Origin of the sequence: Gaetbulibacter jejuensis, from assembly GCF_039524015.1 — a bacterium.
Lineage (GTDB): Bacteria > Bacteroidota > Bacteroidia > Flavobacteriales > Flavobacteriaceae > Gaetbulibacter_B > Gaetbulibacter_B jejuensis.
Map to the genome: position 1 here is coordinate 137,233 of NZ_BAAAGF010000005.1, position 17,648 is coordinate 154,880.

The following is a 17,648-nucleotide window of genomic DNA, read 5'->3' on the forward strand; positions in this document are numbered from 1 at the left end:
ATTTATTGCGTTACTAATTTTTCTTGTTCTAATTTGATTAATGCCTGACGATATTCCTCTGGAAGTACTTTTAAGAATTTAGGCAAGTAGTTTTCCCATTGTTCTAAAATGCGTTGCGCTAACGGACTTAACGATGCATTGTAGTGGTTTTCTATCAATTCTTTTAACTGTTTGATGTCTTCTGCATTTGTAACTGGATCGATATTTAACCCTTCTCCATTACATCTACTTTCAAAAGTTTTATTTTCGTCTAAAATATAAGCGATTCCACCACTCATTCCAGCCCCAAAGTTCCTTCCTACTTCCCCTAAAATCACAGCAACTCCACCTGTCATATACTCACAACCATGGTCGCCAATACCTTCAACAACCGCTTGCGCTCCAGAATTTCTAACACAGAAACGCTCTCCTGCTTTTCCGTTGATATAAACCTCACCAGAAGTCGCACCATACAAGGTTACGTTTCCTGTAATAATGTTATCCTCCGGAACAATGGTTGAGTCTTCAGGAACACGAACAACCAATTTAGCCCCTGACAATCCTTTACCCATATAATCGTTGGTATTTCCATTGACAATCATGGTCAATCCTTTGGTCGCAAAAGCTCCAAAACTTTGTCCTGCTGAACCTGTAAAATTTAGGTTCAACGTGTTTTCAGGTAAGCCTTGAGCACCATAAATTTTGGACACTTCGTTACTTATTATTGCTCCAACAGCACGATTTACATTTCGGATATTGAAATCTAAATATGTTTTCTCCTTACGGAATAACGCTGGATGTGATTTCTCAATAATTTTAAAATCTAAATGCTTTTCTAAATCGTGATCTTGCGTTGTTGTATTATATAGTTTTGTTCCTGGTTTTGCAGCTGCTTGATGAAGAATTGGTGTTAAATCTAAACCTTTAGCTTTGTAATGCTCTATAGCTTTTGTTCGACTTAATTTTTGCACTTGACCAACCATTTCATCTACAGTTCTAAAACCAAGTTTTGCCATGATTTGACGTAATTCTTCTGCAATGAAATACATGTAATTCACAACGTGTTCTGGTTTTCCTTTGAACTTTTTACGAAGCTCTGGATTTTGCGTTGCTATTCCAACAGGACATGTATTAAGATGACACACGCGCATCATGATGCAACCCGAAGCTACCAAAGGTGCTGTTGCAAAACCGAATTCTTCAGCTCCTAACAAACACGCTATCGCTACATCTCGCCCTGTTTTTAATTGTCCGTCGCATTCTAAAACCACACGATTTCTCAAATCATTCATCACCAACGTTTGTTGCGCTTCAGCAATTCCTAATTCCCAAGGTAAACCTGCATGTTTTAAAGATGTTAGTGGTGATGCTCCTGTTCCGCCATCAAAACCAGAAATTAAAACAACATCTGCTTTAGCTTTTACAACACCAGCAGCAACTGTTCCTACTCCAACTTCTGACACTAATTTCACATTAACACGTGCTTCTCTATTAGCAGATTTCAAATCGTAAATAAGTTGCGATAAATCTTCAATAGAATAAATATCGTGATGTGGTGGCGGCGAAATCAATCCTACATAAGGTGTGGAGTTTCTTGTTTTAGCAATTGCCGGATTTACTTTTGGTCCTGGCAATTGTCCGCCTTCACCTGGTTTTGCACCTTGCGCTATTTTAATTTGTATTTCGTTAGCATTGGTTAGATAGTTAGAAGTCACGCCAAAACGACCTGAAGCCACCTGCTTTATTGCACTGTTTTTCCAGTCGCCAGCAGCATCTTTATAAAAACGTGTTTCATCTTCACCACCTTCTCCAGAATTGCTTTTACCACCAATACGATTCATTGCAATGGCTAAATTTTCATGAGCTTCTTTACTTATAGAGCCATAAGACATTGCTCCTGTTTTAAAACGCTTCACGATTTCTGTCCAAGGCTCAACTTCTTCAATAGGAATTGGATCGTAATTTGTAAACTCAAATAACCCACGAATAGTCATTAATGCTTTGGATTGATTGTTTACCAACTCTGAATATTCTTTATAGGTTGTTGGATTATTTTCTCTAACTGCTTGCTGCAATTTTGCTACCGATAATGGGTTAAACATGTGCTTTTCGCCATTACGTCTCCAACGATATTCGCCACCAATTTGCAAGTCTAAATCGCCAGCGATATCCTGCGTTTCAAAAGCCACTTGATAGCGTTTGTAGATTTCCTTTTCAAGCTCCATAAGTCCAACGCCTTCAATTCGCGTTGGTGTATTTGGAAAATATTTATTTACCACATTTGAGTTGATTCCGATACATTCAAACAGTTGCGCGCCTCGATAAGAATTCAATGTTGAAATCCCTATTTTGTTCATCACCTTTAAAATACCTTGACCAACGGCTTTGTTGTAATTTTGAATTGCTTCTTCAAACTCTAAATTTAAATCTGGCAAATGACTTTCGATAATTTCATTTACCATATACGGATTGATTGCGCTAGCTCCAAACCCAAACAATAGAGCAAAATGATGCACTTCGCGAGGTTCGGCAGACTCAATTATCAAACTTACTTTAGAACGCTTACCTAAACCATACAAACCATGGTTTACATAAGAACAAGCCAATAAAGCTGGAATTGGCGCTTTTCCTTGAGTGACATTTCTATCAGAAAGCACAATAATACTCACGCCATTATCTATAGCTTTTGATGCTTGTTGCACCAATCTTTCAAGTGCTTTTTCTAGACCATTTGCTCGTTCATTCACATCATAAAGCATTGAAATAACCTCAACACTATAATCTTCTTTGCCTTTGTAATTAATGAGTTTATCTAAATCTTGTTTTGAAATAACCGGATTTTGAATTTTTAATTTTCGGCAGTGCTTTTCGTTAATATCAAACAGATTGTAATCGCTACCCAGTGTTAAACTGATATCTGTAATCATTTCTTCTCGAATACCATCTAAAGGCGGATTGGTAACCTGTGCAAACAACTGCTTAAAATAATTATAGATTAACTGCGGACGCTCTGACAATACTGCAACCGGCGTATCAGAACCCATTGAACCAATTGGCTCTTTTGCTTTGGAAGCCATTGGCAGAATAATGGTATTTACATCTTCTTGCGTGTATCCAAATATATGCTGACGCGTGTTTAGTTCAATTTCGTTATGCGTGATTTCGTAATCACTATACTTTATATCTTTTAGTCTGGTTAAATTTTCATCCAACCATTTACGATAAGGGTACTTACTAACGATTTTATTTTTGATTTCTTCGTCATTTACAATACGACCTTCGTTCATATCAACCAAAAACATTTTCCCTGGCTCTAAACGTCCGTGATATTCAACATTTTCAGGCTTTATATCCATAACTCCAGTTTCAGAAGACATAATCACGTAACCCGATTTTGTAACCGTATATCTCGATGGTCGCAATCCGTTTCTATCTAAAACCGCACCTATATAATTTCCATCCGTAAACGGAATAGACGCAGGACCATCCCAAGGTTCCATCAGGCAAGAGTTGAATTCGTAGAAGGCTTTTTTCTCGTCAGACATGTCCTTGTATTTTTCCCAAGCTTCTGGCACCAACATCATCATAACTTCAGGAAGCGAACGACCAGTCATTAATAACAATTCTACAACCATATCCATTTGAGCAGAATCTGACTTCCCATTTAAAACCGTTGGGAAAATCTTTTTTATATCTGGTCCAAACCAATCGCTTTGCATAAGTTCTTCACGAGAAAACATACGTGACACATTACCACGACGCGTGTTGATTTCACCATTGTGACACATATAACGGAACGGTTGTGCTAAATCCCAAGTTGGAAATGTATTAGTAGAAAATCGTTGATGCACCAAAGCCAGTTTAGCATCCAATAACGGATTCATTAAATCCTTATAATACAAACTGATGTCTTCGGGCTTTAAAAGTCCTTTATATATAATGGTTTTTGTGGATAAGCTAGGAAAGTAGAAATATGATGCTTGTGATAATTTTGAACCATAAATATCATGCTCTGCAATTTTACGTGCTGCGAAAAGTTTTAAGTTGAACTCAAACTCGGTTTGTTCCTCGCTTGCCTTACCAACAAATACTTGTTTTATAGAAGGCTCTGCAGTTGCAGCAACTTGCCCTAAAACTGAACTATCTACAGGCACATTTCTCCAACCCAAAATTTTAAGTCCCTGATTATTTATAGCATCCTCGAAAACATTAATACAATATTGCATTTGGTTTTCCTTTTTTGGTAAAAACATATTACCAACAGCATAACTACCTAACTCTGGAAGATTAAAATCACAGCTTTCCTTAAAAAACACATGAGGCACATCAATTAAAATACCTGCTCCATCTCCTGTTTTACCATCGGCATTTACAGCTCCTCGATGCTCCAGCTTAACAAGAATTTCTAATGCTTTGTGAATAATACCGTTAGAGCGATTACCTGTTAAACTACAAATAAATCCTGCTCCACAATTATCGTGTTCAAACTCTGGTAAATATAGTCCTTGTTTTTCCATAATAACCTACTACTTTTTGCTAATTTTAAACTTAGGACTTACTAATATATAAGGTATTTCACCATAAATAATAACGCTCTCTTTATTATTACGACATCCTTATTTTAAAGGTTTTATAATTAGAATCTCTCAAAAAACCACCTCTTAAAATACAGAATTCGCAATGGTTATTTTTCAATAAAAAATTCATTTTAATGAATATCAATCAATCAAAATGAATTTTACATGCGATATTTTCATCTTTTTTTGAATAATATTAAATTTTTATTAAAAAATACATTTTCAAATTCTCAAAAAAATTAATATAAATTATTTAACCCTAATTTTTTTAGGGTATAAATTCATTATATAATAAAAATACACTTACACACCCTATTTTTTTAGGGGTAAATAATGTTTTTGCATAGTTTTACTTTTCTAAACAAAACTAACTTATTATGAAAAAAAGAATTACTCTCGTTTTGCTATTAATGACTGTAGTGAATTTTAACTTGAAAGCTCAAGAAGAAGAAACTGAGGACAAGAAAAAATTCTCATTTAATGGTAGTATCGACGCATACTATCGAGTTAATTTTGGAGCACCCAACGACGAAAACGCCATTTACCCAGGTTCCTCTTTTGCTAATTTACCTGGTTTTGCCTTAGGTATGGCCAATGTTGTAGCTTCATACGAAGGCGCAAAGGTAGGCTTTGTTGCCGATTTAGTCTTTGGACCAAGAGGTGAAGACGCTATTTTCAATTCTCCTTTATTAAGACCAGGAGGAAGTTCTAATATTGTAAATCAGCTTTATGCTTATTGGAATGTAAGCGAAACTGTAACTCTTACTTTTGGTAATTTCAACACTTTTTTAGGCTATGAAGTTATTTCTCCAACAGGAAATTTCAACTATAGCACTTCTTACCTATTTTCTTATGGCCCTTTTAGCCATACAGGTCTTAAAGCCGACTTTGCCATTTCAGACGACTTTAGCTTTATGCTAGCTGTAATGAATCCAACAGATGCCACAGAATATAATCCAAATGGAAAATATGCTTTTGGTGCTCAAGTAGGGTACAAAGGACAGTACTTAAACTTCATTACTGATGATGGTGCATTTGAAATTGACTTCACAGGTGGTTTTGATCTGTCTGATGATTTTTACTTAGGAATCAATGGTGCTTACTTTGACAACGACGGAGTTGGTTTTGCAGGTGGAGCTATTTACCCTCAATACTCTACTTCTGACAAATTTACAATTGGACTAAGAGGCGAATATTTTGTAGAAAGTGGCGATTTTGGAGCTATTGGAACAGGTGTTGAAGACTCTAGCGTAATTGCCGCTACACTAACAGGAAGCTACGTAGTTGGAGACCTAACTATAAAACCTGAGCTAAGACTAGACAGTGCTTCTGATGACGCTTTTGTTGATACCGATTTAATGCCAACAAAAAGCCTTAGCTCATTTATTTTAGCTGCGATTTACGCATTTTAAATCCACCATGAACTTAACTACTACTCTTAAACTAAATAATATTTAATTTTTTTATAATGACAACTTTATTTTCAATTACACACTTTTTATTAGCGCAAGATGCTACAGCTACCACAAAAAATCTGGAAGATGCTGTAAGCGCAATAAAAGGAGACATGAGTATGCTATGGATGCTTCTTGCAGGTATCTTAGTATTCTTTATGCAAGCTGGATTCACTCTTGTAGAATCCGGAATGACAAGATCTAAAAACGCTGTAAACATAGCAATGAAAAACCTCTTAGACATCTGTGTAGGTTCAATATCATTTTGGTTTATTGGATACTCATTAATGTATGGAGATTCAGAAAACGGATGGTTTTTTTGGAGCGGATTAATGCAAGGTGAAGGTGCTGACCTATTCTTCCAAACCATGTTTGCTGCCACAGCAGCAACAATAGTATCTGGAGCTATTGCTGGACGAACAAAATACACAACTTATGCGATCTTCTCAATAGTGATGACTGCTGTTATATATCCAATTGCAGGTGGTTGGGAATGGAATGGAGGATGGTTAAACAGCGAATCTATGCCAGCTGAGTTTATTGACTTTGCAGGCTCATCTATTGTACATTCAGTTGGTGGATGGGCAGCTTTAGTTGCTGCTTTTATGGTAGGTCCGAGAATTGGAAAGTTTGTAGACGGAAAAGTAATCCCTATTCCAGGTCATAATCAAGTATTAGCTACATTAGGTGTGTTTATTCTTTGGTTAGGATGGTTTGGGTTTAATGGAGGTTCTCAACTAGCTTGGGGAGGAGATGACTCTTCAGCAGCTTCAACAGTTGTTTTAATCACTAACCTTGCAGCTGCAGCAGGTGGTCTTGGAGCACTTATCACTACATGGATTTGGTACGGAAAACCAAACTTAGCTCAAACCTTAAATGGTGCTTTGGCTGGTTTAGTAAGCATTACTGCTGGTTGCGGAAACATGACAGCAGGCGGAGCTCTTTTAGCTGGTTTAATTGGAGGTGTTATTGTGGTATTCTCTATTGAATTTATTGAAAAGAAACTTAAAATTGATGATGCAATTGGCGCAGCATCAGTGCATGGTGTAGCTGGTGCTTGGGGAACTTTAGTTATTGGTCTTTGGGGTGTTGATGGAGATACTGGTATTGGACTATTTAATGGAGGTGGGTTTGCGCAATTAGGCGCACAAGCCATTGGAGTATTAGCTTACGCAGTTTGGGCAATCGTTTTATCTATAATTGTATTTGGTATTCTTAAATATACTTTTGGGTTACGTGTAACAGAAGAAGAAGAAATACAAGGTTTAGATATTTCTGAACATGGTTCAATTGCCTATCCAGGAAAAAGACAGAGAGAATACGATGAATAGACACATCGAAATCTACATGAAATTCCTACAACAATTGATTACTATTAATTATTAATTGCTCAAAAAACCTCGAAGAATATCTTCGAGGTTTTTTACTATCATATATTAAGAAGAAAGAAAGACTAAGCTGAATTTCTACTAGCGTTTATATTACCAAATAAGGATCTCGTAACAATCTTTTCAAAAATTTGAATTTGAGCCTCATCTTTTACTTTTTCTTTTTGAAGTTCTTGCAACTTTTTAAGTGCATACTGCTGAATAGTCAACAGAGGCAACACAATAGACTCTCTAACTTCAATTGAAGCCTTACCAGACGGTTCATTTTCCATTAAAGTTTTATATCCTGTAAGCTTTAACAACAACCTCTTAGTGGTTTCATATTCTTGATAAATAATTTTCCAGAACTCTCCAAACTCCTCGTCTTCAGCCATATATTTTGTTAAATCAAAAAACGATTTAGATAATGACATCATACTGTTTTCAATAAGAGTTTTGAAAAAGCTAGACTCATTGTACAGTTTCTTTACTTTATCAAACTCATCATTATCTTCATAGTGTTTCAAAGCTGTACCAACCCCAAAAAATCCAGGAACATTTTGCTTTAACTGACTCCAAGAACCTACAAACGGAATTGCTCTCAAGTCTGAAAACACCAAAGCATCAGACTTCCCTCTTTTTGAAGGTCTACTTCCAATATTGGTTTTGGCGTAATATTTTAAAGTACTCATACGTTCCAAATAAGGAATAAACATTGGATGACCTTTAAAATCCATATAAGTTTTTAGGCTTATTTTTGCCAAATCATCCATTACTGCTGTATTCGCCTCAGATAACAAATTGTTCTTCTCGTTCATTCTGTTATAAATACCAGAACTTATCAATTGCTCTAAGTTGTATTGTGACGAATCTAAGGTTCCAAAATTTGAACTTATGGTTTGCCCTTGTATCGTCAACTGCACTTCTTTATCTTCAATCGTTGGACCTAAAGACGCATAAAACTGATGTGTTTTACCACCTCCTCTAGCAGGTGGACCTCCTCTACCATCAAAGAAAATAACCGTAACGTCATACTTTCTAGACACCTTAGTTAATCGCTCTTTTGCCTTAAAGATTGCCCAATTTGCCATAAGATAACCACCATCTTTAGTTCCATCAGAAAACCCTAACATAATCGTTTGTTTATTGCCTCTAGATTTTAAATGCGCTTTGTAAGCTGGGTTAGTATAGAGTTCCTCCATCACCAAATGCGCATTTTCTAAATCTGTTATGGTTTCAAATAGAGGACCAATATCTACAGTAAGTTTATCTTGAAACGCAACCAATTTTAACATAGCATATAGCTGCATTACATTTAAAGTCGTTTGGTTATTACTGATAATGTATCGGTTTGCGGCACTTTCGCCATTATTATCTTGAATTTCTTTTATTGCTTTAATGGTATTTAAAGTCTTTAGCACTTCTTCATCTTCAAACAAACCTAAATCAACACTTCCTTCAACTTTAGAAAGCACTTCAACTTGCTTTTCAGGAGACAACGTATTGTAATCTTTTGGAAAAATAGTACTACCACTTTTAATAAGCCTATCCACCATTGCAGTAAACACCTTATCATGCGCTCTACTATCCTGTCTTATATCCAAGTTAGCAAAGTGAAAACCGAAAAGATGCGTTTTATTGATAAGACTAATTACATCTTTTTCATATAGAGACTGGTGCTCTTTATTTAAAATGTTTTTGATGTCTTTAAGTTCAGACACAAACTCATCTAACTGAATGATAGACTTTGAATCGGCATCAACAAACGCATTATATAACCTATGTTCTAAACTTGTGATTTTATCTTCAACATCCTTAAATGTTAGTTTTCTTCTCAACTTTCTTACATCTCTGTAATAGTTTTTAAGCACTGTTTGCTTTAAACGTTTTGCAACTTGTTTCGTAATTTCTGGAGTCACAAATGGGTTCCCATCTCTATCACCACCAGGCCAAAAGCCAATATTTATAATATCGTTTTTAACAGGTTTATCATCAAAAATATTCTGTTGAATATAATCGAAAATTGTTCCAAAGGAATGATAGAACACGTTTTCTAAATACCATATTAAACTTACAGCCTCATCATAAGGTGTTGGTTTTTTATGTTTAAAGAAAGGTGTTTTACCTAATTGCGCCAACAAATCATTAATCAACAACAAATCGTTGTTTTTAATAGCAGCAGACAAATCGGTAATAATCCCTAAAACCGAACCTGGATAAAACTGCGTAGGATGCGCTGTAAGCACTATTCTCACTTTAAATTCTTCGAGGTATTTTTGAAGCATCTCAGCATTATGCTCTGACACTACCGACTCTTTCAAGCTTCTCAGCGTACCAATACCATCCATATTATTCACAATTGGAAACGCTGCGTCTTCTATAGCATCAAAAAGCACCACTTGCCTCTCAATGTATTGTATAAACCTAAAAAGCAAATTTATTTGGCTTTCGTGCGAACGTCTCGCTTGATATTTTTTAAAAAAAGTATCTACAATGGTTGTTGGGTTATCTCCATTTTCAAAGCCCTTTTTACAGGTTTCATGAAACAGAGGTAACAAAACACCTGTTTTTGAAATAGCATCAAACGGCAAAGTCATAAATATACTATTGTATATCTGATACTTAGAGAGTACATTTTGCTTAAATCGGGTTAATTTAGGTGGTGTAGACATAATTTTAAATCTTATAAATGGTAACTATAAAAATACTCAAGCTAGAGCAAAAGACAAGAGCCTTTTCTGAATTTTGCAGAATTATGAATTAAAAGCTATTAAACTGAAAATTATTTTTTAAAATCGAGATTCTATTCCATTTTTCTGAAAACCATTATTCATCAATAATGTACCACCTTTTAATTAAATGAATAAAAACCAAAGGTTTCTTTTTTAGACAAAGCGTTTTGCCATTATAATTTTATCTGTACATTTGTAGCCAAATTTAGAGGAGAGATTTGACTGATTGCAACCTCATTAAAAAATGCTAAAGGACAGTGTAAACTTCCTTTGACGCTTTCGTCAAATCCCTTCGTAATATTACATTTATTATTTATGGCGTATTTATTTACATCTGAAAGTGTATCAGAAGGACATCCAGATAAAGTAGCAGACCAAATTAGCGACGCACTAATAGACAACTTTTTAGCTTTTGACCCTGAGTCTAAAGTAGCTTGCGAAACCTTAGTAACCACAGGACAAGTAGTACTTGCTGGTGAAGTAAAATCGAATATTTATTTAGATGTTCAAAAAATAGCAAGAGATACTATTAATGCTATTGGCTACACTAAAGGCGAATACATGTTTGACGGAAATTCTTGTGGTGTTTTATCTGCTATTCATGAGCAATCAGATGACATCAATAGAGGTGTTGATAGAGCTTCTAAAGAAGAACAAGGTGCTGGTGACCAAGGAATGATGTTTGGTTACGCAACAAGAGAAACTGAAAACTTTATGCCTCTTGCTTTAGATTTATCTCACCGAATACTAAAAGAACTTGCTGATTTAAGAAGAGAACAAAAAGACATCACCTATTTAAGACCAGACTCTAAAAGTCAGGTTACCATTGAATATAGTGATGACAATATACCTCAACGTATAGACTCTATAGTGATATCTACACAGCATGACGATTTTGATAATGACGAAGCAATGCTTTCAAAAATAAGGAAAGATATTATCGATATCCTGATTCCTAGAGTTATTTCAAAATTACCAGAAGACATTCAAGCCTTGTTTAATGATGACATTACTTACCACATTAACCCAACTGGTAAATTTGTTATTGGTGGACCTCATGGTGACACTGGTTTAACAGGACGGAAAATTATTGTTGACACTTATGGTGGAAAAGGTGCCCATGGTGGTGGTGCTTTTAGCGGAAAAGACCCAAGTAAAGTAGACAGAAGTGCAGCTTACGCAACCAGACACATCGCTAAAAACCTAGTTGCAGCTGGTGTTTGCGACGAAGTTTTAGTGCAAGTAAGTTATGCTATTGGAGTAGTTGAACCTATGGGAATTTTCATTGACACCTATGGTACTTGTCCGTTTAATATGACTGACGGAGAAATTGCCAATAAGGTTTCTGAAATTTTTGATATGCGTCCTGCTGCCATTGAATCTCGATTAAAACTAAGACAACCAATGTATAGTGAAACAGCTGCTTATGGACACATGGGACGAACTCCTGAAACTGTTTCCAAAACCTTTGAACAACCAAATGGCGAGCCTATTACAGTTGATGTTGAATTGTTTACTTGGGAAAAACTTGATTATGTAGACAAAGTTAAAACTGCTTTTGGCTTATAAACTATAACATATATTGAAGTTCAAAAAAACCTCATAATTAAATTATGAGGTTTTTTTATTAATCTATTTTCAAGCTCTCAATAGGAACTCTCGTTAATTCTACATCTTCTTTATTTGTAGCATAAGACACATAAAGGTAATCATTCCAAATTACGCTTTTAGGGTAGCTATAACCTACTCGTTTATATTTCCCTTCAAATCGCATAGGTTGTAAATCAGATTCGTTTCCGCTACGCAACAAAAATGCTTTATCAAACAAAAAACCATCTTCACTAAGTGTTACAACTAATGGAATTCTTGTTTTGCTTCCTGAAGGATTATTGACCATAAACGCAGTTCCATCTGGTAAATTACCTGCACTCTGTTTTGCCCTGGAATCAGGAGTATCAACCAATTGAGGCATCGTCCATGTTACTCCATTGTCATAACTTACTGATGCCAATTTTTTAAACGTACTTTCTTGATCTCTAAACACCATAACTATAGCTTTGTCCTTTTTCCTGTAAAACCAACTAGGTTCAATTGCTCTACTCATATTTTTATCAGAAGGCAAATTTTTCATCTTTCCTGCTTGCCAACCAGATATTCCTAAAGGGTCATCAGTATAAAAAGGTGTGATTTTTAAACCAGGTTGCATATGAAAAGCAGTTACAACTCTTCTATTAGGCACTGCATGTACATCTTGCTCAATGATTCCTAAAATAGGATTTCCTGATTTATCAGTAACTTTTTTAGGAGTTGACCAATCTACTCCATTACTTGAAGTCATATACTCTGTATAACCTTGTTTAGGATTAGCTTCGTCTTTTGGCCATACACAAATGTAAGCCACAAGAGTTTCACCATTACTCCACCAACCTCCACTTGTAGTAATTTTTGAGTTAGATGTTGATGTTAATGCAATAGGCTTGCTCCAAACTTTTCCGTCATAACTTCTAGAATAAAACACTTGAGTATCTTCTCCATCTTCATCTACTAAAGAACTCTGCCATTGTGCATAGAGCATGTGCTTAAAAGGAAATAATACCACTCCATGATTGTATTTATTGTCGTTCTCTGTAGGTGAAAAAATAGTAACTGTTTCTTTGTTTTTAGCCTCAGTAAGCCCAAGTGTATTGGGTTGGTTACTATCAAAAAGATTTACTACTTGAAAAGGTGCTGCTACTTCTTTTTCCTTACAGGTCAAAACCAACAAAGAAGCAACAAGTAACGCATATACTTTTAATTTAGATTTAATCATCTAAACCTCCTCTTCGTTTTGGTGAACGTTGCTCAGGCCATATTTTTTGCTCATCTGTTCTTGGGTCAATAGGCAACACAATTTTTTCTCTAGAAGCTAGATTAGGATCCTCTGATGCCATATAAGCCATAATTGCAGTTAAAATAACATTACTTCTTACGTCATCAAAAACGATTTTATCATAAGTATCTCTGTTGGTATGCCACGTATATTTTCGGTATGACCAATCTAAAGCACTCAAATAAAATGCAGGAACACCAGCTGCCACAAAAGACGCATTATCAGAACCTCCACTACTAGGCGAACCAGGGAAATCGGTTTTTATTTGGTCTTTTATTTCTCTTGGAACAGGGTACATCCATCTCGAAATGTAGTCGTATGCATTTAAATATCCAGCACCTGAAATTTCTATAACGCGACCTGTACCATTATCCTGATTAAAAACAGCTTGTACATGTTCTACAATTTCAGGATGGTCTTCAACAAACGCTCTTGACCCATTAAGACCTTGTTCTTCACTTCCCCAATGTCCAACTAAAATGGTACGCTTTGGGTTAGGATATACTTTTTTAAGGATTCGCATTACTTCCATCATTAAAATAGTACCTGTACCATTATCGGTTGCTCCTGTTGCTCCATCCCAAGAATCTAAATGCGCTGAAAGAATAACATATTCGTTTGGTAATTCTTTTCCTTCTATTTTACCTATAGTATTAAAAGTTGGTACTACTCCTAAATCTTTGGATTGTGCAACTACTTTTAAAGTTGGCGTATTACCACTCTCAGCAAGTCTGTAAAGCATTGTGTAATCTTCCATTTCAATATCTAAAGTTGGGATATTCTCAGTACGTGAACTAAAAATTCTATTCACACCAAACCCTTTAGACCAATATGAAGACAATATTCCTGCTGCTCCTGCATCTTCAAAAGCTTTAATAATACCTCTTCGACCATAACCTGTTCTTGCTATATTTTGCAACCATTCTTTAGTCAATGAATCACGTTGCTGCTTCATACGTTCATAGGATGTTTCAGTTGCAAATTCTTCCCAGTTTTCATCTGGTCGTCCTGTAATTTGCTTCATAGAAGTTAGTACAAACTTCCCTTTTACATTTGGCAGCCATTTTACAAAATCTAAAGAATCTTTAATTCTAGGTATAGCAATTACCTCAGCCGTAATACCTTCTTGTGGTGTACTAGGACTCCAAGCTAACTGCATTCCTTCTAGCGACTGCACTCTTGGTGATACCATATCTACGTGAGTAATGCCTCTTTCCCAAGCTTTCCATTCTCCCCATTGTTCATTTTCCGCAGAAATTCCCCAATGATCATAAGTATCAACCACCCAATCATTGGCTTGTTTCATTTGAGGTGTCCCAACCAATCTTGGACCAATTACATCTAATAAATGGTGTGCTAAGGATTCTAATTGTGAATTTTCATTTGCTTCTTTAATAATGTCTTCAACTACTTTGTTTTCCTCTTTATTTTGAGAATACGCTGAAAATGTCATTAAAAACAAGGCTAGAAAAGTATTTCTAATTATTTTATTTGAAATCATACATTTATGGATTTGCTATTAATTTTAAGAAACGTAAGTTAAAACTATTTTTAAAATTGTGCCTCTAAATAAACGTTAAGACTGGAGAGAAACTAATAAGTTTTTATGGAAGATTAACTGCGTTGATACTGCAAAGCTACGCTTTGAAAACACAAAGACCCACAAAACAAAAAAGCAAGCTTTATGTTTTGCTTGCTCTTTGTATTTATTCGTGGGGAGAGCAGGATTCGAACCTGCGAAGTTAAAAAACAACAGATTTACAGTCTGTCCTCGTTGGCCGCTTGAGTATCTCCCCAAAACCGTTGGCAAATATATTATTGTTTTTGTTCTGAACAAACAATAATTTATCAATTTGTAAAAAATATTACTTTTTACAACTCATATTGCAATCTAAAAGTTATAAAACGCGGTTGAATAAACGTTTCAGAACTGAACACCGAAATACTTCCTGCTCCATTGCTAACATTAGAATCGATATCTAATAAGTTTGAAGCTATTAGTGAGTATTCCCATTTAGCATCTCTATCTTTTCTATAGCGTAATGAAGCATTCCAAGTTCTAAAAACATCTTTTTGTCCTTCGCCATTATCTTGTTCGTTATAGGTAAAGTCTGTTAAAAACGATACCGAATTCCAAATATAAGCATCAAACTCGATAGAAGGTGCATTTGTGGTGTAAGTTACACTATTTGTTCCTTGGTCATTTTTAGACACACTATATGCATATCTAAACGATACGTTTGGCGCTTCTCTAAAGTTTGTTCTAATTTCTGGAGTATAGCTTTGTGAAAAACTCTCATTTACAGATTGAGTTCCTTGAACAAATTGGTTGTTTTTACTGTAATTAAAATTTGCTCTCAAACTTGCTCTTACTTTACCAAAGGTACGTTGCACTCTACCAAAAAGGGATGCGCTTTCGTCAGCAAAACCAGAATTGAAATAAGTACTTGTTCTAATTACATTTTCAAAATTGGTTAATGAACGTATTTGATCTATGTTTTTACTATAATTTGCTCCAGCAAACACATTGGTATAATTAAACAAATTGAAACTATGATAAAACAAACTCAAATTGTGCGAAAGGGCATTTTGCAATTCTGCATTACCATAATTAATACTATTGTAATTGTTAAGCACTAATCCTTCTGCTATATTAGTAACATCAGTAAACGATGTATTCATTCGGTAATTAAAGGTTAAGCTTTCACTCTTTTTAAATTGAATTCTGGTTTCAAAATCTGGTAAAACCATAAAGAAATTATCGTCAAATAAGGTTTCACCCGCTTGTGTATTTTTATTACTGTATGCATGTAACGACAGTCCTGGAGTAAAGGTAAACTTCCCTGATTTTAACCTATAATGTACTCCAAGATAAATATCAGAAAAATTATACTCTACATCATTTATCGCAGTCAACATATTACCCTCTGCATCAGTAACCTGAGGTGTTGGGTCTAACTGTGATCCGTCATCTAAAAACTGAAAGATATTAGAATTGAACTTTTGATTACTTAAAATCGTTCCTAAAGTAAAGTTGATATTACTTTTTGAATTTAAAATATTGTAGTAATCCAATTTAGCATCTAATTGGTTGGATTTTACACGACGGTCTTGATTTAAATTATATGAAAACTGATCTAAATCTAGTCCTAATCCTGATGCAGTAGTATCAAACGCATCTTGGTTTTCTTCGTCATCATTGTTTGTTGGGTCGTTAACCAATAGCGCATTGTAAAACGGATCTTCGTCTTTTATTAAATGTTGCGCTTCTAGAGCAAAAATATTATTCTCGTTTAACGTGTAATAGTAGTTAAAATTTTGATTAATACTAAATGGTGAAGCTGTGTCAACCTGATCAGTATTTCCTACTACAGATGAAAATAAATTTTGGCGCTCTTCATCATCAGAAAAACGTGCCAACACGTCATAATCTAATTGATTATTAACATTTGGTTGGTATTTAGCGCTAAGCTTTGCCAAAAACTGGTTTGTTGCCTCTCTTCCTGTTTGTACAGTAGCTTCATCTGGAGGAATATTTGCCGACTCGTCTATTGGTGTATTTGGGTCGTCTTCAAACTCAATATAATCTATAAAACTCTCTTCTCTAGTTCGCATTCTAGAACTATTGTAAATAAGAAAACCGCTAAAATCCAATGATTTTTTAGGCGAATAGCTAAAGTTAGTTGCAATAAGTTTTGTAACAACTTCTTGAGCTCTTGAGATATTTGTTAATCCTCCTAATCCATTATCTCCTAAATTAATACTCGTTCCACTGGTTCTACTTGGCATTCTAAAACCACCTCCAAAGTTTCTTAAATCTCTATTAGTTAAAGCAACTTCACCAACATTATTCATATCTCCAATGATGTTGACACTGTATTTTGGACTGTAATAAAATAGTTTTGGTTGCACCAAATACAACTCATCATTAGGTGAAGGTGCAGTACCAGCTCCTAATGTAACATCACCAAACCAAAAATTCTCTTTTCCTTCTTTTAACTTAATGTTGATAGCAACGTTATCCTGATTGTTTTGAACACCACTAAGCTGACCAACTTCAGAATAGTTACGGAGTACTTGAACTTTATCTACTGCATTAGAAGGAATATTTTTGGTCGCTAATTTTGTGTCACCATCAAAAAAATCTTTTCCATTTACCATTAATTTACTCACTTCCTTCCCTTCAACCTCAATGGTTCCGTCGTCATTAACCTCAACTCCAGGAAGTTTTTTAAGAACATCTTCTAGCTTCCGTTCGGTTCCATTTTTAAAGGAATCAGCATTATAAACTAGTGTATCTCCTTTGACCGTTACAGGCATTTCGTAAACCAATTCAACAGCATCTAAACTATTATCAACTTTTAAAGTGAAGTCTTTTTTTAAATCGGCTTCTTTAGTGTTCAACAGCTCTTCGTAAGTTTTCATTCCAATGTAACTCACCTGAATTTTGTATGACGAATTTTTATCTAACGAAAGTTTAAAAAGTCCTTTATCATTAGTTACAGCATAAGACTCCAAAATTTTTGTTTCTTGATTAATTGCAACAACATTAGCAAGTTCAAGCGGAGTTCCTATACTGTCTTTTACTACACCTTCTACTTTTATTTGAGCAAAAGAATTGCTTGCTGCTAAGAGCAGCATGAACATAAAGATTTTTTTCATTTGATTTT

General features: G+C 35.1%; 8 protein-coding genes and 1 tRNA gene. 3 read left to right on the plus strand and 6 right to left on the minus strand.

Features of this window, described 5'->3' with window-relative positions; translation table 11 throughout:
• Window positions 1-2: 2 nt before the first annotated feature.
• A complete protein-coding gene (gene gltB / locus ABD011_RS14655; RefSeq protein ID WP_343799461.1) occupies window positions 3-4,496 on the minus strand; it encodes a glutamate synthase large subunit in 4,494 nt (1,497 codons plus the stop codon).
• A 437-nt stretch (window positions 4,497-4,933) separates the two neighbouring features.
• Here gltB and ABD011_RS14660 point away from each other — a divergent pair, with 437 nt between their 5' ends.
• Window positions 4,934-5,968 carry a porin gene (locus tag ABD011_RS14660; RefSeq protein WP_262733497.1) on the plus strand — a complete coding sequence of 345 codons (1,035 nt, stop codon included), beginning with the start codon at window positions 4,934-4,936 and terminating at the stop codon, window positions 5,966-5,968.
• 56 nt (window positions 5,969-6,024) lie between these two features.
• A complete protein-coding gene (locus tag ABD011_RS14665; protein ID WP_262733498.1) occupies window positions 6,025-7,341 on the plus strand; it encodes an ammonium transporter in 1,317 nt (438 codons plus the stop codon).
• Between the two features lie 122 nt (window positions 7,342-7,463).
• Here ABD011_RS14665 and ABD011_RS14670 read toward each other — a convergent pair whose 3' ends face one another.
• Window positions 7,464-10,049 (minus strand): phosphoenolpyruvate carboxylase, encoded by a 2,586-nt coding sequence (locus tag ABD011_RS14670; RefSeq protein WP_343799464.1) that lies wholly within the window; start codon window positions 10,047-10,049, stop codon window positions 7,464-7,466.
• Between the two features lie 375 nt (window positions 10,050-10,424).
• Between ABD011_RS14670 and metK the strand changes: the two genes are divergently transcribed.
• Entirely contained in the window at window positions 10,425-11,678 is a 1,254-nt protein-coding gene (metK, locus tag ABD011_RS14675) for a methionine adenosyltransferase (RefSeq protein WP_129761117.1), read from the plus strand.
• 58 nt (window positions 11,679-11,736) lie between these two features.
• Here the strand turns inward: metK and ABD011_RS14680 are convergent, their stop codons facing one another.
• The 4 genes from ABD011_RS14680 to ABD011_RS14695 all read right to left on the minus strand — a co-directional run bounded on the left by ABD011_RS14680 (window position 11,737) and on the right by ABD011_RS14695 (window position 17,640).
• Window positions 11,737-12,918 (minus strand): sialidase family protein, encoded by a 1,182-nt coding sequence (locus ABD011_RS14680; protein ID WP_343799466.1) that lies wholly within the window; start codon window positions 12,916-12,918, stop codon window positions 11,737-11,739.
• A complete protein-coding gene (locus ABD011_RS14685; protein WP_343799468.1) occupies window positions 12,911-14,479 on the minus strand; it encodes a M20/M25/M40 family metallo-hydrolase in 1,569 nt (522 codons plus the stop codon). Before ABD011_RS14685 ends, ABD011_RS14680 begins: the two co-directional genes overlap by 8 nt.
• 212 nt (window positions 14,480-14,691) lie before the next feature.
• A tRNA-Tyr gene (locus ABD011_RS14690) sits at window positions 14,692-14,774 on the minus strand.
• A 76-nt stretch (window positions 14,775-14,850) separates the two neighbouring features.
• Window positions 14,851-17,640, minus strand: a complete 2,790-nt coding sequence (locus tag ABD011_RS14695) for a carboxypeptidase regulatory-like domain-containing protein (protein ID WP_343799470.1) — start codon at window positions 17,638-17,640, stop codon at window positions 14,851-14,853.
• Window positions 17,641-17,648 lie beyond the last annotated feature (8 nt).